Source organism: Streptomyces sp. BA2, assembly GCF_009769735.1.
In the GTDB taxonomy this organism is placed as follows: Bacteria; Actinomycetota; Actinomycetes; order Streptomycetales; family Streptomycetaceae; genus Streptomyces.
The window spans coordinates 4,612,142-4,636,794 of sequence record NZ_WSRO01000002.1 but is presented as its reverse complement, the minus strand read 5'-3'; the positions used below and the strand labels follow the sequence as shown (position 1 = coordinate 4,636,794).

The 24,653-nt window shown below is 71.3% G+C and carries 18 protein-coding genes, 2 tRNA genes and 1 riboswitch; of the genes, 10 read left to right on the top strand and 10 right to left on the bottom strand.

Going from position 1 to position 24,653, the window contains the following annotated elements:
* Positions 1-71 precede the first annotated feature (71 nt).
* The 3 genes from E5671_RS23515 (at position 72) to E5671_RS23505 (ending at position 2,665) form a co-directional block, all read left to right on the top strand.
* Positions 72-1,619 carry an amino acid permease gene (locus E5671_RS23515; RefSeq protein WP_160505929.1) on the top strand — a complete coding sequence of 516 codons (1,548 nt, stop codon included), beginning with the start codon at positions 72-74 and terminating at the stop codon, positions 1,617-1,619.
* A 110-nt stretch (positions 1,620-1,729) separates the two neighbouring features.
* Positions 1,730-1,802: transfer RNA gene (locus tag E5671_RS23510), tRNA-Lys, on the top strand.
* A gap of 191 nt (positions 1,803-1,993) precedes the next feature.
* Positions 1,994-2,665, top strand: coding sequence for an ANTAR domain-containing protein (locus E5671_RS23505; RefSeq protein ID WP_160505928.1), 672 nt, complete (start codon positions 1,994-1,996; stop codon positions 2,663-2,665).
* A gap of 3 nt (positions 2,666-2,668) precedes the next feature.
* Here the strand turns inward: E5671_RS23505 and E5671_RS23500 are convergent, their stop codons facing one another.
* The 4 genes from E5671_RS23500 to E5671_RS23485 form a co-directional block, all read right to left on the bottom strand.
* Complete coding sequence (locus tag E5671_RS23500) at positions 2,669-3,016, bottom strand: MerR family transcriptional regulator (RefSeq protein WP_160505927.1); 348 nt, start codon at positions 3,014-3,016, stop codon at positions 2,669-2,671.
* A 725-nt stretch (positions 3,017-3,741) separates the two neighbouring features.
* Positions 3,742-4,434 carry an ANTAR domain-containing protein gene (locus E5671_RS23495; RefSeq protein ID WP_160505926.1) on the bottom strand — a complete coding sequence of 231 codons (693 nt, stop codon included), beginning with the start codon at positions 4,432-4,434 and terminating at the stop codon, positions 3,742-3,744.
* Between the two features lie 110 nt (positions 4,435-4,544).
* Positions 4,545-5,273, bottom strand: coding sequence for a GAF and ANTAR domain-containing protein (locus E5671_RS23490; protein ID WP_160505925.1), 729 nt, complete (start codon positions 5,271-5,273; stop codon positions 4,545-4,547).
* Positions 5,270-6,013: a GAF and ANTAR domain-containing protein gene (locus tag E5671_RS23485; protein WP_160505924.1), complete on the bottom strand. Its 744-nt coding sequence runs from the start codon at positions 6,011-6,013 to the stop codon at positions 5,270-5,272. Before E5671_RS23485 ends, E5671_RS23490 begins: the two co-directional genes overlap by 4 nt.
* A gap of 246 nt (positions 6,014-6,259) precedes the next feature.
* Here E5671_RS23485 and E5671_RS23480 point away from each other — a divergent pair, with 246 nt between their 5' ends.
* A complete protein-coding gene (locus E5671_RS23480) occupies positions 6,260-7,042 on the top strand; it encodes a GAF domain-containing protein (protein WP_160505923.1) in 783 nt (260 codons plus the stop codon).
* Positions 7,043-7,491: 449 nt separating this feature from the next.
* Here E5671_RS23480 and E5671_RS23475 read toward each other — a convergent pair whose 3' ends face one another.
* Entirely contained in the window at positions 7,492-8,193 is a 702-nt protein-coding gene (locus tag E5671_RS23475) for a GAF domain-containing protein (RefSeq protein ID WP_160505922.1), read from the bottom strand.
* Positions 8,194-8,220: 27 nt separating this feature from the next.
* The gene (locus tag E5671_RS23470) at positions 8,221-8,967 is read right to left on the bottom strand and encodes a GAF and ANTAR domain-containing protein (RefSeq protein ID WP_160505921.1); all 747 of its coding nucleotides are present in this window, start codon (positions 8,965-8,967) and stop codon (positions 8,221-8,223) included.
* Positions 8,968-9,345: 378 nt separating this feature from the next.
* On the opposite strand from E5671_RS23470, the gene E5671_RS23465 reads away from it, so the two are divergent.
* From E5671_RS23465 to E5671_RS23450, 4 genes are all read left to right on the top strand, one after another.
* Positions 9,346-9,419: transfer RNA gene (locus tag E5671_RS23465), tRNA-Met, on the top strand.
* Positions 9,420-9,545: 126 nt separating this feature from the next.
* Complete coding sequence (locus tag E5671_RS23460) at positions 9,546-10,703, top strand: PP2C family protein-serine/threonine phosphatase (protein WP_443032681.1); 1,158 nt, start codon at positions 9,546-9,548, stop codon at positions 10,701-10,703.
* A 202-nt stretch (positions 10,704-10,905) separates the two neighbouring features.
* A riboswitch (cyclic di-AMP (ydaO/yuaA leader) is annotated at positions 10,906-11,052 on the top strand.
* A gap of 11 nt (positions 11,053-11,063) precedes the next feature.
* Complete coding sequence (locus tag E5671_RS23455; protein WP_160505920.1) at positions 11,064-12,149, top strand: peptidoglycan DD-metalloendopeptidase family protein; 1,086 nt, start codon at positions 11,064-11,066, stop codon at positions 12,147-12,149.
* Between the two features lie 163 nt (positions 12,150-12,312).
* The gene (locus tag E5671_RS23450) at positions 12,313-13,257 is read left to right on the top strand and encodes an aldo/keto reductase (protein ID WP_160505919.1); all 945 of its coding nucleotides are present in this window, start codon (positions 12,313-12,315) and stop codon (positions 13,255-13,257) included.
* Between the two features lie 12 nt (positions 13,258-13,269).
* Here E5671_RS23450 and E5671_RS23445 read toward each other — a convergent pair whose 3' ends face one another.
* The 4 genes from E5671_RS23445 to E5671_RS23430 all read right to left on the bottom strand — a co-directional run bounded on the left by E5671_RS23445 (position 13,270) and on the right by E5671_RS23430 (position 18,508).
* Positions 13,270-14,604, bottom strand: coding sequence for a PrsW family intramembrane metalloprotease (locus E5671_RS23445; protein ID WP_202121230.1), 1,335 nt, complete (start codon positions 14,602-14,604; stop codon positions 13,270-13,272).
* Positions 14,605-14,698: 94 nt separating this feature from the next.
* Positions 14,699-15,490, bottom strand: coding sequence for a tRNA (guanosine(46)-N7)-methyltransferase TrmB (gene trmB, locus E5671_RS23440; RefSeq protein ID WP_160505917.1), 792 nt, complete (start codon positions 15,488-15,490; stop codon positions 14,699-14,701).
* 222 nt (positions 15,491-15,712) lie between these two features.
* On the bottom strand, positions 15,713-16,915 hold the full coding sequence (gene lhgO / locus E5671_RS23435) for an L-2-hydroxyglutarate oxidase (protein ID WP_160505916.1): 1,203 nt from the start codon (positions 16,913-16,915) through the stop codon (positions 15,713-15,715).
* Between the two features lie 141 nt (positions 16,916-17,056).
* Positions 17,057-18,508: an MFS transporter gene (locus E5671_RS23430; protein WP_160505915.1), complete on the bottom strand. Its 1,452-nt coding sequence runs from the start codon at positions 18,506-18,508 to the stop codon at positions 17,057-17,059.
* Positions 18,509-19,208: 700 nt separating this feature from the next.
* Between E5671_RS23430 and E5671_RS23425 the strand changes: the two genes are divergently transcribed.
* Positions 19,209-21,308: an asparagine synthase-related protein gene (locus E5671_RS23425; protein ID WP_160505914.1), complete on the top strand. Its 2,100-nt coding sequence runs from the start codon at positions 19,209-19,211 to the stop codon at positions 21,306-21,308.
* Positions 21,309-21,396: 88 nt separating this feature from the next.
* Complete coding sequence (locus tag E5671_RS23420) at positions 21,397-24,645, top strand: BTAD domain-containing putative transcriptional regulator (RefSeq protein WP_160505913.1); 3,249 nt, start codon at positions 21,397-21,399, stop codon at positions 24,643-24,645.
* Positions 24,646-24,653: the final 8 nt, after the last annotated feature.

The window sequence follows — 24,653 nt, the reverse complement described above, 5'->3', positions numbered from 1 at the left end:
TCGGGGGCGGGCCCGCTGCCGTATGCCAAACGTGACGTGTGTCATGTCCCTGCCGTGGGCAACGCTCGTGCATGAAACCACCACCCGGCTCACCGCCCGGCTCACCACCCGGCTCCGACGAGGAACGCCTCGCCCAGCTCGGGTACACCCAGGTTCTGGCGCGTCGTATGTCCGCGTTCTCCAACTACGCGGTCTCCTTCACGATCATCTCGGTCCTGTCCGGCTGCCTCACCATGTATCTGTTCGGCATGAACACCGGCGGTCCCGCCCTGATCACCTGGGGGTGGGTCGGGGTCGGACTGATGACGCTGTTCGTCGGTCTCGCGATGGCGGAGATCTGTTCCGCCTATCCGACCTCCGCCGGGCTCTACTTCTGGGCGCACCGGCTCGCGCCGACGCGGACCGCGGCCGCGTGGGCATGGTTCACGGGGTGGTTCAACGTGCTCGGGCAGGTCGCCGTCACCGCGGGGATCGACTTCGGCGCGGCCTCGTTCCTCGGCGCGTACCTGAATCTGCAGTTCGACTTCCAGGTCACCGAAGAGCGCACGATCCTGCTCTTCGCCGCGATCCTCGTGCTCCACGGCCTGCTCAACACCTTCGGTGTGCGCATCGTCGGGCTGCTCAACAGCGTCAGTGTGTGGTGGCACGTCTTCGGGGTCGCCGTGATCGTCGGGGCGCTCGCCTTCTCGCCCGACTCGCATCAGTCGGCGTCCTTCGTCTTCACCGAGTTCGTCAACAACACGGGCTGGGGCAGCGGGCTGTACGTGGCGCTCATCGGGCTGCTGATGGCCCAGTACACCTTCACCGGGTACGACGCCTCCGCCCACATGACCGAGGAGACGCACGACGCGTCGACCGCCGGGCCCAAGGGCATCGTCCGGTCCATCTGGACGTCCTGGATCGCCGGCTTCGTGCTGCTCCTGGGCTTCACCTTCGCCATCCAGTCGTACGACGGCGCCCGCGAGTCGGCGACGGGGGCGCCGCCCGCCCAGATCCTGCTCGACGCGCTCGGAGCGACCACGGGCAAGCTGCTCCTGCTGGTCGTCATCGGAGCGCAGCTCTTCTGCGGCATGGCGTCCGTGACCGCCAACTCCCGCATGATCTACGCCTTCTCGCGGGACGGAGCGCTGCCGTTCTCGCACATCTGGCACTCGGTCAACCCGCGTACGCGCACGCCCGTCGCGGCGGTCTGGCTAGCGGCCCTGGGCGCGCTCGTGCTCGGCCTGCCCTACCTGATCAACGTCACGGCGTACGCGGCGGTGACGTCCATCGCCGTCATCGGCCTCTACATCGCCTACGTCATCCCGACCCTCCTGCGGCTGCGCAAGGGCGACGAATTCGAGCGCGGGCCCTGGCACTTGGGCCGCTGGTCACGCCCGATCGGCATCGTCGCGGTGGCGTGGGTCGGCGTGATCACGGTGCTCTTCATGCTGCCGCAGGTCTCGCCGGTCACCTGGGGGACCTTCAACTACGCCCCGATCGCGGTCCTCGTCGTCCTCGGATCCGCCGCGACCTGGTGGTTCGCATCGGCCAGGCACTGGTTCCTCAACCCGGACCACGAACGCACGGCGGCCCGCGAGGCGGCCAGGAGCGGGGCGCCGGAACCGGCCGATCCCTGAGCGCGCGGCGGCCTTCGACGGCCCGTCGCGGAAGCTGCGACGGGCCGAGGAAGCGATACCCGATCGGACGACTGGGCCTCTGCGGCTATGCTCGGGGGGTGCGTCCGCACGGACCGTTAGCTCAATTGGCAGAGCAGTGGACTTTTAATCCATTGGTTGTGGGTTCGAGTCCCACACGGTCTACCGGAAGCAGGTGCGGGGAAACCCCCTCTGACCTGCTACGCAGCGTCCGGGTCGACTTTGGTCGGCTCGGGCGCTGCTTCGTTTCCGGGGCCTGCGCGAGCGGACGGGGCAGCAGTCGGCACTATTCTGGGAGACCTGCGGCTGAGCCCCGCCGCGCCTCATGGGAACCGACGAATGCGAGGTCGGAGAGTATGAGTTCGACGGTCGGTGAACTCCTGGACAGCCTGCCTGCGGCGGCGGATCAGGAACAGCGTCGGGGGTGGGTGGTTGCCTGCGCGCAGGCGTTGGGCCTTGGTGGGATCGCTGTCGCCTTGGGGCAGGAGCTGGTGTGGTTCAGCGATGAGACCAGTGCGCGCCTGGAGGACCTGCAGTTCGTCCTCGGGCAGGGGCCCGGGAAATTCGTCCACGACGAAGCAGAGGTACGCGCGTTGCCCGACCTCGGCCGGTCGCTGGCCCAGCAGTGGCCGCAGTTCGCTGCCGAGGCCGAAGAGCTGGGGATCGCGGCCTTGTTCGTCTGGCCCGTGCGCATCGGCGCCGTGCAAGTGGGGACGATGACCGGCTACCGGCGCACGGTGGGTCCGCTCACCGGACAGCAGTTGGCACAAGGCCAGTTGGTCGCCGACGCGCTGGCCCAGTACGTACTGAGCCACTGGCCGGCCGGCACCGACGTCGGCAACGGCCCGGGTCACGTAGGAGCGGTGGACCTGCACCGGGCCGAAGTGCATCACGCCACCGGCGTCCTCAGCGAGAGACTCGGCGTTTCGCTGGCCGAAGCCCTGGACCGGCTGCGCGCACGCGCCTATGCATCCGGCTTGTCCCTGTCGGACACCGCCCACACCGTGATTCGGCAGGAGCTGCCGTAATGCTCAGCCGTTGTGACTCGTGGCTGTCAGGGTCGCTGATTCGGCGGCGCGGTGGTGTTCGGCGTTGATGCGCTGAGCTTCTTCGAGTTGATCTTCGAGGATGACGATGCGGCAGGCGGCCTCGATGGGGGTGCCCTGGTCGACGAGCTCTCGGGCGCGGGCGGCGATGCGCAGTTGGTAGCGGGAGTAGCGGCGGTGGCCGCCCGCGGAGCGCAGGGGGGTGATGAGGCGGGCTTCTCCGATGGCGCGCAGGAAGCCTTGGGTGGTGCCGAGCATGTCGGCGGCCCGGCCCATGGTGTAGGCGGGGTAGTCGTCGTCATCGAGACGCCCGAACGAATCGTCTGCTGTCACTTGCACCTCTCTATGGAACGCGTGGAGGGGCCCGGGTGCTGTACGGCACCCGGGCCCCGAAGGAACTGCTACACCATCTGCCGGCCCTGTTGCTGCGCCGGCCTTCTGTTTCCGCAGACCCGACCGAGATGCTGTCGGGACTGCCGGGATCGCGGTTGCTTGACCGGAGACCACCTCACTATCGATGTCCTGCGGTACCCGGGCTCAAGATTCCGCCCGGGCGATCCTCCTGATGGCGCTCGGCTCCTCCGTTCTTCCCTCTTGAATCACTTGCTTACCTACGGGAACTGCGTACTGCTGGTGATGCGAACTACTGGTGGCCTTTCATAGCGCCACGCTTCGGCAGCCAGCCCCGTTGCCTCTCCTGCATCTGCTCTGGCTTCGGAACTCCACCACCGCATCGTCCTGCGAACTGCACTTGCGGGTATTGCTGCCCGGTAGTTCGTCTCTGCCAGGCCCTGCTGTCTCTCTGGGTTACGAGAGAAACCATAACCACACCACCGCCCAATGTCTACTCCAGCCAACATAGGTTTTCGTCTGTTCGATGGTGAGGTAATCGACCTCGAACAGCGAGGGTGAGCAAGCCCGGTATTGACGATCCGGTCGCAGCGCGTCACCCCGGACAGGTCCATGACCAGATGCCGACTGCGCCGGTCAGGGCCAGCGCCACACGGCGGGCCGCCGCGTACAGCTCGACCTTGGTCGCCAAGCCTGCGCACGTATCCCTAGTCGAGTCGGTGGGTGTTGATGACCTGTTCCGCCGTGTGCAGCAGGGGCTGGTTGTGGCTGAAGGCGTGGGCGCGGAGGCGGGCCAGGGCGTCGTCGGGGGTGAGCCCGTCCTTGGCTGCGAGGACACCGGCGGCCATGTGGACGGTGGGCGGGTAGCCCTGGGGGCCGCGCTGGGTGGGCCGGGAACCGCTGGTGAGCAGGTGCGGGTGCTCTTCCAGGGCGAGCAGGGCCAGAATGCGGGCGTAGGCGCTGGCCCGCTTCTTCTGGGCGGGGCTGAACGGGGTGGGCTCGACGCGGTAGAGGTCCATGGCACCGATGGCGAGGGCGCCGATCGTCAGGGGGAGCGCCAGAACGCTGCGGACGCCCTGTTCGGCGGCCACGCGGGCAAACGCGGGCCAGCGGTCGGCCGCGTGGTGCAGGTCCACGGCGTCGACGGGGGCGTGGCGGGTGTAGGCGTCGGTGCATGGTCCTTCGCCGGTGACCAGCTGGGCGTCTTCCACGGTGCGGGCGCGCTCATCGGTGGCGGTGCCCAGCAGGCGCAGTTCTCCGGCGACGACGAGGGTGGCTCCGGCGAAGTCGGCTTCCACGTCGTCGGCGCAGGTCCGGCAGGCGACCGTGAGCGTGACGCCGCCGGTGTGAGCGGCGGTGCTGATGCGTTGCCAGGCCGCGGCGTGGTGGTCCTGGTTCACGAGGTGTCCCTTTGACGAGGCCGGTGGCGGGAGAGACACGTCCTTCCGCCGAGGGCTGGGGCGGGTACCGGGCCGGGGTGCGGTCAGGCTTGTGCGGTCAGTTCGTGCGGTCAGGGGCGTTGCACTGTAGAGGAGTCGAGGGAGCCGTCGATGAGTTGCTTGCAGAGTCCGGCCAGGCTCTGCCGGTGGGAGCGAGCGTGTCGGCGCAGGGCATCGAACGCCTCGTCGAGGGTGGCCTGCCAGCGCTCGGCCATGATGCCCTTGGCCTGCTCGATGACGATGCGGCTGGAGAGAGCGGCCCGTAGCTGGGCGCGCTCGATGTTGCCGTGCACGACGGAGCGGTGCTGCAGGATGGCGATGGTGGCCACGTCCGCCAGTGCTTGCGCCACCCGCGCATCGGCGTCGCTGAGTTTCTGTTCACGGGAGTCGAAGAGGTTCAGCGCGCCCACGGCCTTCCGGCGCAAGTGCATCGGCAGGGCGTGGGTGGTGGCGAATCCGGCCTGGCGGGCACGCTCGGCGAAGAGCGGGAAGGCGGCTGTCTCGTCGGGGGACCTCAGGGAGATGTTGAAGCGGGCGGCGCCATCGCGGTGGCACTCCACGCAGGGCCCTTCGTCGGCCTGGATGGCGAAGAGTTCCAGCAGCCGGGTGTGCTCGTCCGATGCGGCGATCAGCTGCAGGCCGCCGCTGGGGTCGGCGAGCATGACTCCGACGGCGGAGACGTCGAGCAACTCATTGCACCGGTCGCACAGCTGGTGCAGGAAGTCGATCAGGTCGAAGTCGTCGACGAGGGTGTCTACGGCATCGACCATGGCTGCCAGCAGTTGTTCTTCACGTGTCATGGCCCTTCAGTCCCTTCGCCGGCAGGATTGTCCGGCCCGTTTTCATCATTGTGGAAGGCCAACCGCCTGGCTACCACGTCCTCGGCTACCTCGAGCAGGGGCCGCCCGCACCGGTAGGCGTGGGCGCGCAGCCGCAGGAGGGCCTGGGCGAGCGAGACCTCGGCCTGGACGCTGATCATGCCGCTGGCCTGGTGGACGGCGGCCCGGTAGAAGTCCGAGGAATCAGCTGCGGTGGCGAGGGCTTCTTGTTGCGGATCGCTGTCCAGCAGAACGGCGATCAAAGCGTTGGCCACGAGCCAGACGTCGGTCGACGTGGCGTCCGGCAGCGGGCCCGGTGCCGCGCGCTGCAGGGTCATCGTGCCCAGGCAGGCGGACCCGATGGCCAACGGGAAGCAGAAGACCGCGCCGACACCCAGGGCCGTGACCTCGGGCAGCAGGGCGGGCCACCGGTCCATCGGCAGGCGCGCCAAGTCTGCCACCAGGACGGGCTTGCACGTAGCGGCCACTTCGAGTGCCGGTCCCTGTCCCATCGTGAACTGCAGGTCCTCCAGCCATGCGCTGGCGCCCGCCGTGGACCACAGCAGTTCGCTCAGACCCCCGTCGGTTGTCGCGGAGACGGCGATGCCGTCCATGAGCAGAGCCTGGGCACACAGTTTCGGGTCGGCGCCGATCAGGCCCGGATTCCCGCGGGAGGGGTGCAGGCTCCGCAGTACGTGAGTCAGGTCACTCTCCGTGCTCACTGCGTTCACCTCCCACTATTGCCTCAGGAGGGGCCTCCGAAGGCGCGGAGGACGCACTGACGACGCCCTCCAGTTTAGGGACCTTTTGGCAGCGCACGCTCTTCCTCCGCCGAACGCGAAGTGAGGCGTACGGTGGAGATACAGGCTGCCCGCAGGCGAACAGCTCGCCCACCCCACCCTGACATTGGCTTCCGATCAGGGCAGCGTCGGCGGTGAATGCCGGAGTTCGGACGCCACCATGACTGCATGCCTCAGCGCCGCGCGCCTGCCCGCTTCCGCACCGAGCCTCCGGTGACAGGGGCCCGGCGGGAGGCCGTCTTCCTCGCCGCCCGCTACACAGGACACGCAGAACCCGGATCGACCATCGGCGAGGCGTGCCGGAGAGCCCTGCACAGCGCGTATTCCGTGGGGCTCACACTGGCGGCCGACGCCGCCCTGGCGCAGCGGGTGTCGCTCTGCGCGGTCGGGCCGCTGGCCCGCAAGGGCGAGGAGCTGCAGATCAGTCTCGGAGAAGGCCCCTGTGTGCAGGCCCTGAGCCAGCGCGCCCGGGTCCTGGCCGACGATCTCAACGACCAGGCCGCCACCCGGCACTGGCCTGTCTTCGCCCACCAGGCGAAGGCACACCACATCCGCGCCGCCTACGCCCTGCCGATCCTCAACGGCGCCGACCCGGCACGGCAGGCCGGCCTCGTCCTCACCCTGTACCGCCACCGCCCCGGCCCGATCTCCGACGCCGACCTGCAAGTTGCCCAGGACCATGCCGACGCTGCCGACCTCCTGCTTCTCGCCGCGCCCGTGCCGACCGAGGACGAGCTCGTCCACGCCTGGCTCCTGCCGGCGGACGCCGTGGTCCACCACGCCATCGGCATGATCAGCTACCGCCATTCCCTCACCACCGGCCAGGCGCTTGCCCTGCTGCGCGCCCACGCCCACACCCGGGCGACGACCTTGATCGCCCTGTCCCGTGCCGTCGTCGACGGCCACGTCACACTCTTCGATCCGCCCGACTCCGACACCGGAGAGAGCTGACGGGGTTGCCGGATCGCGACGGCAGGCACGGGGCGCGCCGCAGGGCGGGCTGCTGCCTGGAACGGCCCCCTATCGCGGCAGCCCATGGGGCCATATCCTGATCCCGGACGAAGGATTCACGTGCTGTCACCGACCACGTGATCCCAGCAGGCTCCCAGCCCCCGAGCCGGAACACCACTGAGGCCCGGCTGGAGCCGCATCGCCGACAACACAGCTCCAGCCTCCGCCCGCCCGGCATGTGGGGGCTATTCCCGCATCCCCAACTCCGGGAGGGCCCTCGTGAGGATGCGGTGGAGGGGAGCCGCGCATCCTCACGCTTGGGGATCGCCGTCACACACCGGCGGCGATTCCCAAGCCCGGCCTCACGACCGGTCCGTCCCAAGTCTCCCACCGCAGGCCGCCACTGGACCGGTTCCGTAGATATCTCGCTCACCGATGCCCTGTCGCCGTCAGCGTCTGTCGTTGTCCAGCTGAAGTCGGTGGAGCAGCACGGCGCGGGCGGCGGCGAGCAGGGGGAGGTCGTGGGTGAAGGCGTGGGAGCGAAGCCGGACGAGGGCCTGGGCCGGGGGTATGCCGAGTTCGGTGGCCAGGTACCCGGTGGCCTGGTGGACCTCCGCGAAGTACAGGTCGCTGTACTGGACGTCGAGGAAGCCGGTGGCGTCGGACCGGGCGGCGAGGTTGACGACGAGGCCGGCCAAGGCGTTGGCCAGGGCGAGGGAGTCGGCGAGTTGGCCGTCGGCCAGCGGGCCCGGGACGGTGCGGTGGCCGGTGAGCACGCCCAGCGTGATGACCCCGATCCTGAGAGGTAGCGCGAAGACCGCGGCGATGCCCAGGTCGGCCAACGGGCCGGCCAGTCCGGGCCAACGATCGGTCGCCACGGCCGCGACGTCAGGTATCAGCACCATCGCGGATTGCTGCGCCGCCTCAGGGGTGGGGCCCTGGCCCTGGACCCGCTGGAGATCTTCGAGCGCGCCGCTCAGCAGGCCGCTGTGTTGCAGGAGTTCGGCGTCCTGGCCGCCGGGAGCAAGGGCCAGTGCCAGGCCGTCAAGGCTCAGCAGTCGTGTGCAGGCGGTCAGCGGCAGCAGCGGCATGCCTGCCCCGCGATAGGAGGTCAGGGCGAGCAGATGTGGGGCCATCGGACGATCCGGCACGGCGCACCGCCTTTCCAAGGCTGCCGGTCAGGTGCTGGTGCCGGGATCCAGTAACGGCCCCTCGGCGGTGCCGTCCAGGACCTGCAGCGCCACGGCAGTCAGCGGGGCCCGCCGTTCGCGGGCGTAGCGGCGCATCAGGCGGAACGCTTCGTCGACGTCGATCTGACGGCGGTTGGACAGCGCGCCCTTCGCCTGCTCGATGATGACCCGGCTGTCCAGGGCCTGCTGCAGTTGGCCGATGACGCTCCGGTGTTCGTGTGCCGCCCATTGCTGGAGGATGCCGATGGTGGCGGTGTCCGCCAGTGCCTGGCCCAGCCGCAGACCGGCGGGGGCCAGCGGGTGGGTCTGGTCCCTGAACAGGTTCAGGGCGCCGATGACCTGACCGCGCAACTGGAGCGGGGCGGCCACCACCGAGGTGAACCCCGCCTGCCGCGCCTGCGGCGCGAATCGCGGCCACCGCACCTGGGCGTCGGCATCGTCCAGGCGTTCCTCGGCGACGGAAGTCCCGCGGCGGTAGCAGTCGTGACAGGGGCCTTCGTCCCACTCCACGCCGGCCAGCTCAAGACGGCGGGTGTTCTCGTCGGAGGCTGCCACGTCCACCACCGGACCGTGTGGCAGCGCAAGCACGACCCCGGCCGCACGGACATCCAGAAGGTCCACGCAGTGCTCGGTCAGTTGGTGCAGGAACGCGATGACGTCGAAGTCCTTGACCAGCGTGTCGGCGAGTTCCACGAACGCCGTGGCCAGCCGCTCCTCACGCGATGGATCCGTCATGGCGCACTCAGCGCCCCTTCCCCTTTTTGCACACTGCGGAAGGGACGAGGTGATGACCTGCGGAGTGCGGCGTTCTCCCGCCCACGACAGCCCGTCGACCGGAACCGACCCGGCAGCGCGATGATTGGGCCAGACACAGAGGGCTGGGAAAGCATCCGCTGGCGGGTATCGCACTTCTCAGGAGCCACCGACTACCGGCATCAGACCGACGCACAACCTGCTGGGGACGTCACGGATCCCCTCCACCGTACTGCGAATCGCCGCCACAAACCGGGCATGCCTCCTCCCGATCACCGGAAGGAGACACAGGCCGTGTCCTGGCCCCTGAGAACCGGTTCGCTTTCACTCCCCCTGATGGCGTAGAGTTGCATTCAACGGCGCGGGGTGGAGCAGCTCGGTAGCTCGCTGGGCTCATAACCCAGAGGTCGCAGGTTCAAATCCTGTCCCCGCTACTAAAGACCGAAGGCCCGGATCCAGAAATGGATCCGGGCCTTCGGTGTTTTCCGCCGTGACCGGGTCGGTAACCCGCTCGGCCCACACCGCTCGCCCCGCGTCGCCGCACCGGGAACCCTGAATGAGTGGGGCAGCGAGAAGGAAGCGGCGGGGGCGGCGGCGAGCGTCCCGATGTCCGGCACGAGCGCGCGCTCGTGCGGGCCCTCCCCCTGCTGCTCATCGTCGTCGGGGTCGTCTACGACCTCTCGACCCCGCCCAGGTTCACCGCCGCGCCCCTCTTCACCGCGGCCCCGCTCGTCGCCGCGCCCTTCTACTCGCTGTTCGGCACCACCCTCATCGGCGCCTGCTCCTGCGCCGCCGTGCTCGCCCTGCACTTCAAGAACAACACCGCCACCGACGTCGAGGCCGTCACCGAACTGATCACGGTGGCGACCGTCGCCGTCCTCGCTGCCGTCATCAACCGCGTCGTACGCCGCAGCGACAAGCAGCTCGCCTCCGCCCGCTCCATCGCCGAGGCCGCCCAGCGCGCCGTACTGCCGCAGCCGGACCCCCGCATCGGCGGGCTCGATATCGCGGCGCGGTACGAGGCCGCGGAGGCGGACGCGTTCATCGGAGGTGATCTGTACGCGGTGCAGGACACCCCGCACGGCGTACGCGTCATCGTGGGCGACGTACGGGGGAAGGGCATGGGCGCGGTCGCGGCCGTCGCCGTCGTGATCGGGGCGTTCCGGGAGGCCGCCGAGCAGGAGGCCACGCTGGAGGCCGTGGCGCAGCGCCTGGAGCGGGCCCTGGCGCGCGAGGGAACGCGGCGCGACGGGCTCGACGCCTTCGAGGGGTTCACCACCGCTGTCCTCGCGGAGATCCCGCACGGCGACGGTCCGGTGCGCCTCATCAACCGCGGGCACCCGGGGCCGCTGCTCCTGCGCGGCGACGGGCGGCTGTGCGTCCTGTCCGCCACCGAGCCCGCGCTGCCGCTCGGGATGGGCGATCTGGGCGTCTGGCCCGACCGCGCGGACGAGACGGAGTTCCCGCCGGGGGCGATGCTGCTGCTCTACACCGACGGGCTCTCCGAGGCGCGTGACATCCGGGGCGAGTTCTACAACCCGGCGGCCCGGCTCGGCGGCCGGATCTTCCCGGGGCCCTACGGACCTGACGCGCTCCTTGCGACGCTCGTCGAGGAAGTGCGGCGGCACACCGGGGGTGGAGGGACCGACGACATGGCGCTGCTCGCGGTGCGGCGGCCGATGTCACCGGCCGTGACCGAAGAACACCACTCCGCATAACAACTGACGTACTGTCAAGGAGATGTGAAGCTCCGGTGTGTGAAGAAGTGGGGTCAACTCGCCCCGTTCCAGACCTCGGTGTCCCGATAAGTACGGGCCAAAGACGTTAACGATCAGTCGGAACAGCTTGGAATACGACCCCGCTGTCTATTAACGTTCGATAACGCAGCGCGGTCGTCCCAGCCGTCACTCGAGTCGGCTCCGCGCGCACGCGCCTAATCCCGAAAGGGAGCCGGGGAACCACTAATTGGGGTGAATCGGGCATCTGTGCCTCCGTGCCAGATGTTCGTAGGAGACCTTCCTGCTCCGAACCCGTCAGCTAACCCGGTAGGCGAGAAGGAAGGAAAGGAGTGCGCCCCAGTGGCGTCCAACCGCCCTGCCCCCCAAGGCGTGTACGTACCGAATGACGACGATTTCGGTGGGTGCGACGACAATTCCTGGGAGGAATGGAATCCCACCGAGGAGTCCATCCGTCCCGTCCGCGGCAGGCACCGCGTCCACAAGCGGGGCGGTGGCGGGCTCGCCCGCAGCTCCACGGTTCTCGGCGTAGGCGTCATCGCCGCCGTCGGCGCGGGCGGCATCGCCACCGCGCAGGGCGGCAAGCCCCCGGTCGCCATCGAGATGCCGGACCTGTCGGCCGTCACGGACTCGCTGCCGGAGGCCAAGTCGCTTCCGGGCGTGGGGTCTTTGATATCCGACGACTCGTCTGACTCGGGCTCCGCGGACAACGGCGTGACGACCGCCGCCGCGCCCCTCAGCGCCGCGGGCCTCAGCACCGCCGACGCCGAGCAGGGCACCACGGACGCGGGCGAGGCACTGCGGGCCCGCATCATGGAGCAGGCCGAGAACCAGCAGGACCAGGCGGACGACGCGGTCCAGAAGGCGGCCGAAGAAGCCGCCGTCAAGCAGGCCGCCGAGCAGGCCGCCGCCGAGCAGTCCGCGGCCGAGAAGAAGATCGCCGCCGAGCAGGCCGCCGCGAAGAAGAAGGCCGAGGCCGCCGCGAAGAAGAAGGCCGAGGCGGAGCGCCTGGCCAAGCTCGCGAAGAGCTACACCCTCCCCGTCGCCTCGTACACGCTCACCGGCACCTTCGGTCAGCCCGGCTCCATGTGGTCCTCCGGCTACCACACCGGCCTGGACTTCGCGGCTCCCACGGGCACGCCCATCAAGGCCGTCCACTCCGGCACCATCAAGGAAGCCGGCTGGGCGGGGGCGTACGGCTACCGCACGATCCTGGAGCTCGACGACGGCACCGAGGTCTGGTTGTGCCACCAGTCCTCGATGAACGTCAGCGTCGGCCAGAAGGTCACCACCGGCGAGACCATCGGCCGCGTCGGCGCGACCGGCAACGTCACCGGGGCCCACCTCCACATGGAGGTCCACCCGGGCGGCGACTCCACCGGGGTCGACCCGGCGGCGTGGCTGCGCGGCAAGGGCCAGTCGCTCTGAGACGGCCCTTCTGAAGCAGCCCTTCTGAAGCAGCCCAGAACCCCGGCGGTCCTGGCGACAACCCCCCGACGTCAGGGCTGCCGGTTCGGCAGGCCCGTTCACGGACCGGAATCGGCGTCCCGCTGTATGGAATTCCGTGGTCCGTACAGGCGTTGAGCCCCGTATGACTTCTCTCCGCAAGCTTGGCTCGTCCGACCTCGAGGTCTTCCCGCTCGCCCTGGGCGGCAACGTCTTCGGCTGGACGGCCGACGAGGCGCAGTCCTTCTCCGTGCTCGACGCCTACACCGCCGCCGGCGGCAACTTCATCGACACCGCCGACGTCTACTCGGCCTGGGTGCCCGGCAACAAGGGCGGCGAGTCCGAGACCGTCATCGGCAACTGGCTCGCAGCGCGCGGCAACCGCTCCGACGTCGTGCTCGCCACCAAGGTCGGCGCCCACCCCGACTACAAGGGCCTGTCCGCGAACACCATCAAGTCCGGCGTCGAGGAGTCGCTGCGCCGCCTGCGCACCGACTACATCGACCTCTTCTACACGCACTACGACGACCCGACCGTCTCGGTCGAGGAGATCATCGGCGCCCTCGACGAGCTGGTGACGTCCGGCAAGGTGCGCGCCATCGCCGCGTCGAACGTGACCCCCGAGCGGCTCCAGGAGTTCCTGGACTTCTCCGACCGCGAGGGCCTCGCGCGCTACTCGGTGCTTCAGCCGCACTACAACCTCGTCTCGCGTGACACCTACGAGGGCCCGCTGGAGCAGGTCGCATCGCGCTCCGGCCTGGCCGCCGTCCCGTACTACGCGCTCGCATCGGGCTTCCTGACCGGCAAGTACCGCCCGGGTGCGGCGGTCGACAGCGCGCGGGCCGAGGGCGCGGGCAAGCACCTGGGCACCGACCGTGGCCTGCGCGTGCTCGCCGCCCTCGACGAGATCGCCCAGGCGCGCGGCGCCGAGCTCGCGACCGTGGCTCTGGCGTGGCTCGCGGCGCAGCCGACGGTGGCGGCGCCGATCGCGTCGGCCCGTACGGTCGAGCAGCTGCCGGCGCTGCTCGCGGTGGGGGAGCTCGAACTGACGGACGCCGAGGTGTCGGCGCTGACGGCGGCTTCCGCCTGAGCCGAGGCCCGGTCAGCCGCGGTAGGGGTTGTACGCGGGGTAGGGCATCGCAGGCTGGGCGTACGGATATCCGTAGGGGGGCTGCTGGGGGTACGGCTGCGGGTTGGGGTGTGGGTACGGCTGCCGGTACCCGTACGGCGGTGGCATCGGTACGAGCACGGGTGCCGTCGCCTGCGCCGCGTAGGCGAGGGCGGGCCGCGCGGCCTCGCGGCGTTCCCACAGCGCGTGCAGCAACTCCCGCTCCCGTACGACGAAGTCGGCGCCCGCCCTGCCCCGGCGCCCCCGGTGCCGCAGGAGCGCGAGAGACGTCGCGTACGTCTCGTACTGGGCGACCGTGCGCGCCGCGGCCTTGCCCTGGGTGTACGAGGCGTAGTCGCGGGCGAGGGTGCGGGCGCGCATCGTGCCGAGCGCGTAGGGCTCGGGCGCGGTGAGCCAGCCCGCGATCACGTAGGCGGGCAGTTCGGCGCGCACGATGCGCAGGCCGCGCTGCCTGATCCAGATGACCAGCCAGGTGAGCAGTCCGAACGCGGGCAGCATGAACAGGGCGTACACGGCGAAGAAGCCGTACTCCCCGAAGCTTGCCGAGCCGTTCCACAGGGCGTGCAGGCCCATCGCGAGGAGCAGCCCGCCGAGCGGCAGCAGGACGCGCCGCCAGTTCTGACGGTCGGCGCTGAGCGCGGCGATGCCGAAGCCGATGCCGGTGAGCACGGTGAACAGCGGGTGCGCGAAGGGCGACATCACGACGCGTACGAAGAAGGTCGCCGCCGTCACGGAGGCGAGCCCCGTCCCGCCGTTGAGCTGGTCGGTGCCGAAGGCGCTGCCGAGGTAGAGGATGTTCTCGGTGAACGCGAAGCCGGTGGCGGTCACTCCGGCTATCACGACGCCGTCGACGATGCCGGTGAACTCGCGTCTGCGGAAGAGGAAGACGAGCAGTACGGCCACGGCTTTCGCGCTCTCCTCGACGATCGGCGCTATGACCGTCGCGCCGAGGGTGTCCGCGCTGGTGGGGTCGGCCGTGGCGGTGGCTATCCAGCGGGTCGCGAAGCTGTTCGCGACGATGGCTATGAGGGCGGCGGCGCAGGCGCCCCAGGCGAAGGCGAAGAGAAGATTCCGCCAGGGGCCCGGCTGGACGCGTTGCAGCCAGCGGAAGGCGGCCACCAGGAGCGGTACGGGCAGCGTCGCGAGGCCGAGCCCGACCAGGAAGCCTTCGGTGCCGGTCTGTTCCCTGACCAGGGCCAGGATCACAAGGCCCGACAGGGCGAGCAGCGTGACCAGGGCGGCCGCGCGTATCGCCCGCCGCTGCCACCAGCGCGCGTGCCGCAGCCCGGCGGGCCCTGCGGGGGGCATTGGGTGCGGGTGCGGAGAACGGATGGCCACCCGTTGACCCTAACGAGGGACGGGGGTGGGCCGCGACGGTGTCTCGGGCCCGGTGGCTGGTAAGTCAGGCCTCTTGGCCGGATGCACGGCGGAACAGCAGGTCGTGGACGACGTGTCCCTTGTCCAGGCCCTGGCCTTCGAAGCGGGTGAGGGGACGGAAGGCGGGCCGGGGCGCGTACCCGCCGTCGGCCTGGGTGTTCTCGAAGGCGGGGTGCGCGGTGAGGACCTCCAGCATCTGCTCGGCGTACGGCTCCCAGTCGGTCGCGCAGTGCAGTACGGCGCCGGGCTTGAGGCGGGGCGCGGCGAGGTCGAGGAAGTCGGGCTGGATGATGCGGCGCTTGTGGTGGCGGGCCTTGGGCCAGGGGTCGGGGAAGTAGACGCGGAGGCCGTCGAGGGAGGCGGGCGGGAGCATTTCGCGGAGCAGGATGACGGCGTCGCCGTTCGCGACGCGGATGTTGGTGAGGTTGTTCCGCTCGGCGAGGCCGAGGAGATTTCCCTGGCCCGGGGTGTGCACGTCCACGGCGAGGATGCCGGTGTCCGGGTCGTCCGCTGCCATCTGGGCGGTGGCCTCGCCCATACCGAAGCCGATCTCCAGTACGACGGGGCTGTCGGCGCCGAAGAGCTCGGCGAGGTCGAGGGTGCGCTGCCCGTCGATGTCCAGGCCCCACTTGGGCCAGAGCCGCTGGAGCGCGTCCGCTTGGCCGGCGGTGACGCGGCTCCTGCGGGGCTGGAAGCTGCGGATCCGCCGCTCGAAGTGTGACCCTGCGGGGTCGGGCGCGGGCCCGTCCGGGAAGCGGGGCTCGCCCTTCGGGCGGGGGGCTTGGGGGCTGGTGGGGGTGGTGGGTGACTCAGACACAGTGGGGGGAGTTTAGTCCCCAACCCCGCCCCTTCCCGAAAACTCGCTCGGCGCGAGGGCCTTGGTGACCGTCATCGCCGGCTGCGCCGAGCTCGTCCTCAAACGCCGGACGGGCTGGAAATCCAGCCCGTCCGGCGTTTGAGGACATCTTGTACGGGGTCTGGGGCGGAGCCCCAGTTTCGGGAAGGGGTGGGATTGGGGAAAGCCCCGCAGGGACCGCCCCTACAGCAGCGCCAGCACCCGCCGGGCCACCGCCCTCCCGATCGGCAGCGAAGCCGTAGCCGCAGGCGAGGGTGCGTTCAGGACGTGCACCGCCCGCACCCCCTCCCGGATGAGGAAGTCATCCACCAGCGTCCCGTCCCGCAAGACGGCCTGCGCCCGCACCCCCGCCGCCACCGGCACAAGATCATCCGAGGTCACCGCGGGCAGCAGCCTCCGCACCGCCGAGGTGAACGCCTCCTTGGAGAAGGAGCGCCGAAGCTCCCCCGCCCCATACCGCCAGTGCCGCGAGGCCATCCGCCAGGCCCCCGGCCAGCCCAGCGTCCCCGCCACGTCCAGCGGCCGCACCACACCCCATCCGTACCCCTCACGGGCCAGTGCCGGCACCGCGTTCGGCCCCACGTGGACCCCGCCGCCGATGCCCCGCGTCAGATGCACCCCGAGGAAGGGGAAGGCCGGGTCCGGCACCGGATACACCAGGCCCCGCACAAGATCGGGCCGCGCCAGGTCGAAGTACTCCCCGCGGAAGGGCACGATCCGCATCCCGGGGTCGTCGCCGGTCAGCATCGCCACCCGGTCGCAGTGCAGCCCCGCGCAGTTGACCAGGACCTTTCCCCGCACCACCGAGCCGTCGGCCGTGCGGACGGCCACCCCGAGCGACTCGCGCCGGTCGATGCGGACGACCTCCGCCCCGTACCGGACGTCGGCCCCCGAGGCGTCCGCGAGGTGCTCCGCCACCGAGCCGTAGTCACAGATACCCGTCGTCCCGACCTGGATCGCGGCGAGCCCCCGCACCTCCGGTTCGAACTCCGCTATCTGGGCGGGGCCCAGCTCCCGCACCGGAATGCCGTTCTCCCTGCCGCGCTGGACGAGGGCGTGCAGGCGGGGCAGCTCGGAGCGCTCCGTGGCGACGATCAGCTTGCCGGTGACCTCGTGCGCGATGCCGTACTCCGCGCAGAACTTGACCATCTCGGCGGCGCCCCGCACCGCGTACCGCGCCTTCAGGGAGTCGGGGCGGTAATAGATCCCGCTGTGGATCACCCCGCTGTTGCGTCCCGTCTGGTGCCTGGCGGGGCCGGGCTCCTTCTCCAGGACGGTGACCCGCGTCCCCGGCGCGGCGCGCGTGATGGCATACGCCGTCGACAGACCGACGATCCCGCCGCCGATCACCAGCACATCGCAGTCGTACGCCACGGCTCGGACCATCCCGCATCACCTCCCACCCCGATAGTGCACTGCGCCACTGACAACGCCCTCAAACCCGGCGAGGACCGCAGGGTTACAAGGGGCGTAAATGCTGTTGCCGATCCGGCGGTGCAGAGGGTCCGGAGGTGCATGGGAGGCGGACTACGCGGGGGCCACGAGCAGCGGCCGGGCCCGCTCCCGCAGCTCCACCACCCGCGGCTCGTCCCCGTACGGCTCCAGGCGGTGCAGCAGGTCCTTCACGTACTCCGTGGTCCGCGCGGACGAGATGCGTCCGGCGACCTCCAGGGCGCGTGTGCCCTGCTCGCACGCCGCGTCGAGGTTCCCCGACTCCAGCTCGGCGACCGCCGACACCACGAGCCGAAGCCCGTGCGAGCGGACGAACTCCTCCGTCGGCCGTTTGAGCGCCTGCTCCGTGAAGCGCCGCACCTGGCGGGGCGCCTTCAGGTCGCGGTAGCACTCGGCGGCGTCCGCCGCGAAGCGGTCGTATCCGTAGAAACCGAGCCATGAGGGGTCGTTGTCGCCGTCCCTGGCCCGCTCCAGCCAGCCCTCGGCCGCCCGGAGGGCCGCTCCGGCCGCCTGCGCGTCATTGGCGCGCGCGTGTGCGCGTGCCTCGACGAGGCGGAAGAAGCTCATCGTGCGCGCGGTGGCCAGACCGCGGTTGCGCTCCAGGGCCGCCTGCGCGAGGTCGACGCCCTCGTCACCGAAGCCGCGGTAGGTCGCCTGGAGGGACATGGAAGCCAGGACGTAGCCCCCTAAGGGGACGTCGGCCGCCGCGCGGGCCAGGCGCAGGGCCTGGATGTAGTAGCGCTGTGCGGCCTCCTGCTGGCCGGTGTCGAAGGCCATCCACCCTGCCAGGCGGGTCAGTTCGGCCGACGCCCCGAAGAGCGAGCGGCCCACCTCGTCCGAGTACGAACCGAGCAGCAGGGGCGCCGCCTCGACCCGCAGGCACTCCGGGACCATCGACGAACGCCAGTCGCCGCCCCCGTACTTGGAGTCCCAGCGGCGGGCGTCCTCGGCGGCCTCCCGCAGTTTCACCACGTCGCTGTGGCCGACCTTCATCGGCTGCCCGCTGTCTTCGGAGTGGCCCCCCAACTCGCGGGGCTCGTCCAGGATGACGTCGCGGGCGACCGAGCTGTCGGCCGGGGTTATCAGCCAGCGCGAGGCCGGCGTCGCGTACGCGCTCACCGCGAAGGAGCCGGCGAGCGACTGCCAGATGCCTCCGCTGCCCGCGCGCCTGCCCGCCAGATCGAGGCGGTAGAGCTCGGTCGCCGACTTCACCGCGGCGCCCACGTCGCGCGGGAAGGCAAGGCCCACCTCAGGCGCCGGATCGGCGTCCGCGAGCCCGATCTCGTGCAGCGGGACGGGACGCCCGAGCTTCTGGCCGATGGCCGCGGCGATGAGGTGCGGGGCAGCGCCTTGCGGCACCATGCCCTTGGACACCCACCGGGCCACCGACGTCTTGTCGTATCGAAGCGTCAACCCGCGTTGTGCGCCGAGGTCGTTGACCCGGCGGGCGAGTCCCGCATTGCTGATTCCCGCGAGGGCGAGAACGGTGCCGAGTTTTTCGTTCGGCCCGCGTTGCTCCCTGGACATGCGCCACCCCTCGACACAGACGGCTGCCGTGCGATGGCTTGACCGCGCGGCATTCGTGCTGCGTTCCCCCAGGGGCAGCGGCGTCCGCGACTACGACCGCCGTGGCCCGGAACCTCGGCCGCAAGAGCATTTGGCCGAGCCCCCAGGTATATGCCTCCGCGAAAACATCAGCACACACAGCGTAGTTCGCCGAATCCCAAGCGTTAAGAGGCGTAGTTCCGTATGGCGAGATTGTTGCCGGTAGGGGAGCGGGGGAGTGACGGGGTGTGCTCCGGGTGTGTGGCCGTGCGCCTGCGTGTGCGCTCTTCACCGGCCATAAGGGGAGCGCTTCCATTGATGGTGCGTGGGTCGGCCCGCTGCGCTGGAGTCAGTGGGCTGGGGGACACCGCCGCCTCCATCCCCGCGGGCGGCGGACCAGTCCGGGGGGCGAACGACGCCTCCCGGACTGTGTGTTGCCTTTTACGGTTCCGTCACGCGAGCGCCACCGGCTGATTTGGCCGAAAATCGCCTCTCCGGAGGCCGGGGCAGTGCGCCCCCGCGCAGCGAACAGGGCGTGGTCGTGCCCTTCAAGTACCGCTCCCCCGGGGCAGATCGACGGGAGCGTGAGCACCCCCGTAGCCACTCCCGCGCGCCTCCTTCGTGGCAGCATGGGACCCCAGTTCTTCGATGCACTGGTTGTCCACAGCCTGTGGAGGCAACGATGCGGTGGTTGGTGGGGTGGAGCAGCACTGCCGCGAAGCCTTCGGTGGTGGGCTCGGCCGGGGCCACCGGTGAGGACGGCGAGACCGTTCATCCCGTGGGCTCCCAACTCCTTTGGGGCGACCCGGATCCGCTGTGGGCGGTGGGTGACTGGCGCGCCGACGAGGTGCGCACGGTGCAGGCCGACGAGCAGACGCGCATCGCGGTGCTCGGCACCTGCGGGGCGAGCGACGAGGAGCTCAGAGTCGGCCTGTTCGCCGCCCGCGGCGGAGCCCTGCGGCACCTGACCGCGTGGTCCGGGAGCTACACCGCGGTCGTCCAGATCGGGCGGCGCGTCATGGTCGCGGGCGACCTCGCGGGCGCGCGCCCTGTCTTCTACACCCCCTGGGCCGGCGGTACGGCCTTCGCGACGGCCGCGCTGCCGCTCGCCGACCTCATCGAGGCCCACCTGGACATCGGCCACCTCGCGGCGCTCCTGGCGGCGCCCGACGTGCCGGAGGCGCTCCAGGATTCGACGCCCTACCAGGGCGTGCGCCGTGTGCCACCGGGGCACGCGCTGATCCTGCGCGCGGGCGCCCGCGAGATCGCCGGGTACGAACACGTGGCGTCCCTCGCGGTCGCCGCGCCCGCCGCCGACGCGACCACCGCGGTCGACGGCGTCCGAGACGCCCTCGTGGAGGCGGTACGCACCCGGCTCGCGGCCCCGCGGCACGTCCCCGGAGCGACGGAGGTCGACCCCGGACCCGTGCCCGGCATGGGCCCCGCGGAGCGGCGCGCGGCGCGCGGGATGCCGGTGCCCGGCATCGGCGCCGACCTCTCCGGAGGGCCCGCGTCCGGCACGCTCGCGCTGCTCGCGGCGGGCCTCCCGGGGATGCCCGGCACGGTCCTCGGCCACGGCACGGGCGCGGGGGAGCGGCTCCTTGCCGTCACCTTCAACGACCTCGCGATCAACGGCCGCGAGGCCGAGCTGGAGCGGGCGGGCGCCATCGCGGCCAATCCCCGCCTGCACCACGTAGTGGTCGCCGCGGGCGAAGAGGCCCTCCCGTACGCGGACTTGGACGGCCCTCTGACGGACGAGCCGAGCGCCACCCTCGTCACGGCCCAGCGCCACCGTGCGCGGCTCTCCTCGGGCAGCGCGGACCACTTCACGGGGTACGGCGCACGGCAGGTACTCGACGCGCACCCGGCCCGCCTCGCCGACCTCCTGATGGACCGCAGGCGGCGCCATCTGGTGCGCCCCGTCGCGGCGTTGGCGAAAGCGGACGGCTCCCCGGGCTCCGTGATGGTCCCCGCGCGCGTGTACGGCGCCGCGCGCAAGCTCTCCCGGATGTCCTACCGCGCGGGCGTCGATTCGCTCGCCGACCGTCTCCTCCAGCGCCGCTTCGACGAGCCGGGCGGGGCGGTGGGGGCGTCCCTCGCCGGTCTCGCGTGGGCGAGACCGGGGCCCGCGGCCCGGTGGCTGACGGGCGAGGCCCTCGCTGAAGTATCGGTTCGCCTCCAGGACACGACCGGACGTCCCGGCGCCGGACCCGGCCAGCGCCCCGGCGAATTCCGCGCCCGCGCGGCGCTCGCCAGGCACGCGGCCGACCTGCGCGTCCTCGAACAGGCCGCCGAGGTCCGCTTCCAGCGCCTGCACGCGCCCTTCCTGGACAACCAGGTGGTCCGCGCCTGCCGTGCCCTCCCCGTGGCCCTGCGCGTCCAGCCAGGGGCACGCGCGGCCATCCTGCGTACGGTCCTTGAAGGCGCCGGGGTGGCCGAACTGCCGCCCGGCTGGGGCGCTCCGTCCCACGCGTCGTCCGCGGCGGCGGCGCGGACGGGCCTGCGGGTCGCGGTGGACGACCTCCTGTCCCTCTTCGACACGCCCCTGCTCGCACAGGCGGGCCTGGTGGAGGCCCGCGTGGTCCGCAAGGCGCTGCGCGGGGCGGCGGAGGGAGAACCACTGCCGCTGGACGGCTTGGCGGACCTGGTCTCCACGGAGCTGTGGCTGCGCCGCCTGCTGTCCCGCAGGGGGACGTGCTGGACGGGCACGCCCGCGCGGCAGAGGGCTGTCCCTACGGGGAGCGTCGTGCCGCAGAGGGGTGCCTTGGGGGCGGGGCGGTAGCCCGAGAACCACCGGAGCACCTGGAGCGGCTCGCCCAGGGAAGGAAAACCCTCGCGCCTCGCGCGACCCCACCAGGGAGAATGACCCCGTGCGGTACAGAATCCTGGGCGCCACCGAGGCGTACGACGAACAAGGAGCGCCCCTGCCCGTAGGGGGCCGACGGCTTCGCGCGCTCCTGGCCGCCCTCGCGCTCCGCACCAACCGGACCGTCCCCGTGGAATCCCTCATCGCCGAGGTATGGGCGGAGGACGAGCCCCCCACCGACGCCACCGCCGCCCTCCAGGCCCTCGTCGGCAGGCTCCGGCGCGCCCTCGGCAAGGCCGCCGTCGCCTCGGACCCCGGCGGCTACCGCCTCACCGTCACCCCCGAAGACATCGACCTGCACCGCTTCGAACGCCTCGTACGCGAGGGGAGGGCGGCACTCGACCACCACGACCCGGCGTCGGCCGCCCGCACCCTCGGTGAGGCACTCGCCCTGTGGCGCGGCCCCGCCCTCGCCGACCTGCCCGACCGCAGCGCGGCCACCCGCCCCGAAGCGCTGCACGCCGAGGCGACCCGCGCACGCGTCGAGGCGCGGCTGCACCTGGGCCACGCCTCCGACGTCGTACCGGAGCTGAAAGAGCTCACCGCCGCCCAGCCGTACGACGAGGCGCTGCACGCCCTGCTGATCCGGGCCCTGCGCGACGCGGGCCGTGGGGCCGACGCCCTTGCCGCGTACGAGAACGCTCGCCGCACGCTCGCCGAGGGGCTCGGCGCCGACCCGGGCCCGGAACTGCGAGCGCTGCACGCGGAGTTGCTGGACCCGGCCGGGTCCGCGGCGCTCACCACCGGCGGGGCGAACCGTCTTGAGGCCCCGGAGCGTCCGGGGGGACAGGAGCGTCCGGGGGGCCAGGAGCATTCGGAGCGGAGAGGCAACCTCCGTCCCCGCCTGACTTCCTTCGTCGGCCGGGAACCCGAACTCGCCGCCATCCGTTCAGACATGAGACGAGCCCGCCTGGTCACCCTCACCGGCCCCGGCGGCTCCGGCAAGACCCGCCTCGCCGAGGAAGCCGCCGCCGGGCATCCGCAGGCATGGCTGGCCGAGCTCGCCCCGCTCGACCGGCCCGAGGCGGTTCCGGGAGCTGTCGTCAGCGCCCTGGGTCTGCGCGAGACCGCGCTGATGACCAGCGAGATGACCGTCACGCAGGAGGACCCGGCCGCCCTGCTCGTCGAGTACTGCGCCCCGCGCAGCCTGCTCCTGGTCCTTGACAACTGCGAACACGTCATCGGCGCCGCTGCCGAGCTCGCCCAGACCCTCCTCACGCGCTGCCCGGACCTCACGGTCATCGCCACCAGCCGCGAACCCCTGGGTGTCCCCGGGGAGTTCGTCCGCCCCGTCGAGCCCCTGCCGCCCGACCCGGCGCACCGCCTCTTCGCCGAGCGCGCCACAGCCGTGCGCCCGGACTTCGACCCGGAGGAGGACGCCGAGGCCGTCGCCGAGATCTGCCGCCGTCTCGACGGCCTCCCGCTCGCCATCGAGCTGGCAGCGGCCCGCCTGCGCCTGCTCTCGCCCCGGCAGATCGCCGACCGCCTTGACGACCGTTTCCGCCTCCTCACCAGCGGCAGCCGCATGGTCCTGCCCCGCCAGCAGACCCTGCGGGCCGTCGTCGACTGGTCCTGGGATCTGCTCGACGAGCCCGAGCGGACGGTGCTGCGCGAGGTGTCCGTCTTCGCGGGCGGCTGGGACCTCGCGGCGGCCGAGGCGGTCTGCACCGGACCTGTCGCCGACCTCATCGGCGCCCTCGTGGACAAGTCCCTGCTCATCGCCGAGCCCACGTCCAGGGGCGACATGCGCTACCGCATGCTGGAGACCATCCACGAGTACGCCACCGAGCGAGCCGCCGAGACCCCGGAGCTCCGCACCGCGGCGGGCCGCCGCCACACCGCGTACGTCCGTGCACTGGTCGAAGAGGCCGAGCCGCTGCTCCGCTCGGCGGACCAACTCCCGTGGATCCAGCGCCTGGAGACGGAGCTGGACAACATCCGCGCGGCCCTGCAGCGTGCCATCGAGTCCCGCGAGGGCGAGGACGCCCTGGCCATCGCCCTGGGTGTGGGCTGGTTCTGGTCCATGCGGAACTACCGCAGAGAGGGCGCGGGCTGGGTCGCCGGCATCCTGCGCCTCGCACCGCCGCTGCCGCCCGACGGGCCCGATGGCATCCCCGAGGACACGGGCGACCCGCTCCACTGGTCCTGGATGAGCCTGCGGCTGCTGCACTTCTTCCTGGTGGCGGAGTCAAGGCCGACGGAAGCGCTGGCGGGCGAGGAGGACCGCGCGTACCTCAGGCGGGTGCGTGACGCCTTCGCGCAACCGGTGCCGGCGGCGGCCCGCTTCCCCGGCCTCATCTGGCCGTTCACCGCGTACTTCCTGGACGGCCCCGACGCGGCCGGACCCGGCTTGGACGACGTGGTCGCCAACTGCCGTAGGTATGGCGGTGACTGGGAGATCGGCGTCAGCCTGATGTTCCGTACGCACCAGGCCGTCGACGCCCCCGGCAATCTGTCCGGTGTCGACGAGGATCTCGCGGAGCTGCGCGGCCTGAGCAGGCGCGCGGGTGACCGCTGGATGCGCGCCCAGGTGTCCAGCGCCGCGGGCGAGGCCGCGATGGCGCGCTGTCAGCACGCGGAGGCCCGCGTCGAGTACGACGAAGCGCTGCGGCTCGCCTACGAAGTGGGCGCCTACGCCGAGACACCTTTCCTGATCGCCCGCCTCGCCGAGATCGCGTACCGCGAGGGCGACCGCGACCTGGCGGCGAAGGCCCTGCACGAGGCAGGCATCGAGGCCGACCGGTACGGGGTGTCGGACTCGTGGGCGTTCATCCGGACACTGCAGGCGCTGATGGCGCTGGACGACGGCGAAGTCGCCAAGGCCCGCGCCCTGTTCGAGGAGGCCCACGCCGACGCCGGGCGCGGCACGCCGCCGCCGCAGTTCATCGCGGCACTTCAGGGCCTTGAGGCCCAGGTCGTGGCCGCCGAGTCCGGCCCGGCGCAAGCACTGCCCCTGCTCGCCGACGGCCTGCGGGGGGCCCTTGAGAGCCGGTGCGCGGAGGTGGTCATCGCCTCCCTCGTGGAGGGCGGAGCCACCCTGGTGAGCAGGGTCGGCGACCACCCCCGCGCGGCCCGCCTGCTTGCTTTCGGCACCCGGCTGCGGAGCGGCAATCCGCGCCCGATGCCTGAGCTGGCCGAGGCCGAACAGATCGAGACGGCGGCGCTCGCCGCCCTCGGTTCGGAACGGTACGAGGCGGAGCGCGCGGCAGGCGCCGAACTCACCGCCGCCGAGGCGCTCGCGGAGCTGAGCTGAACCCACAT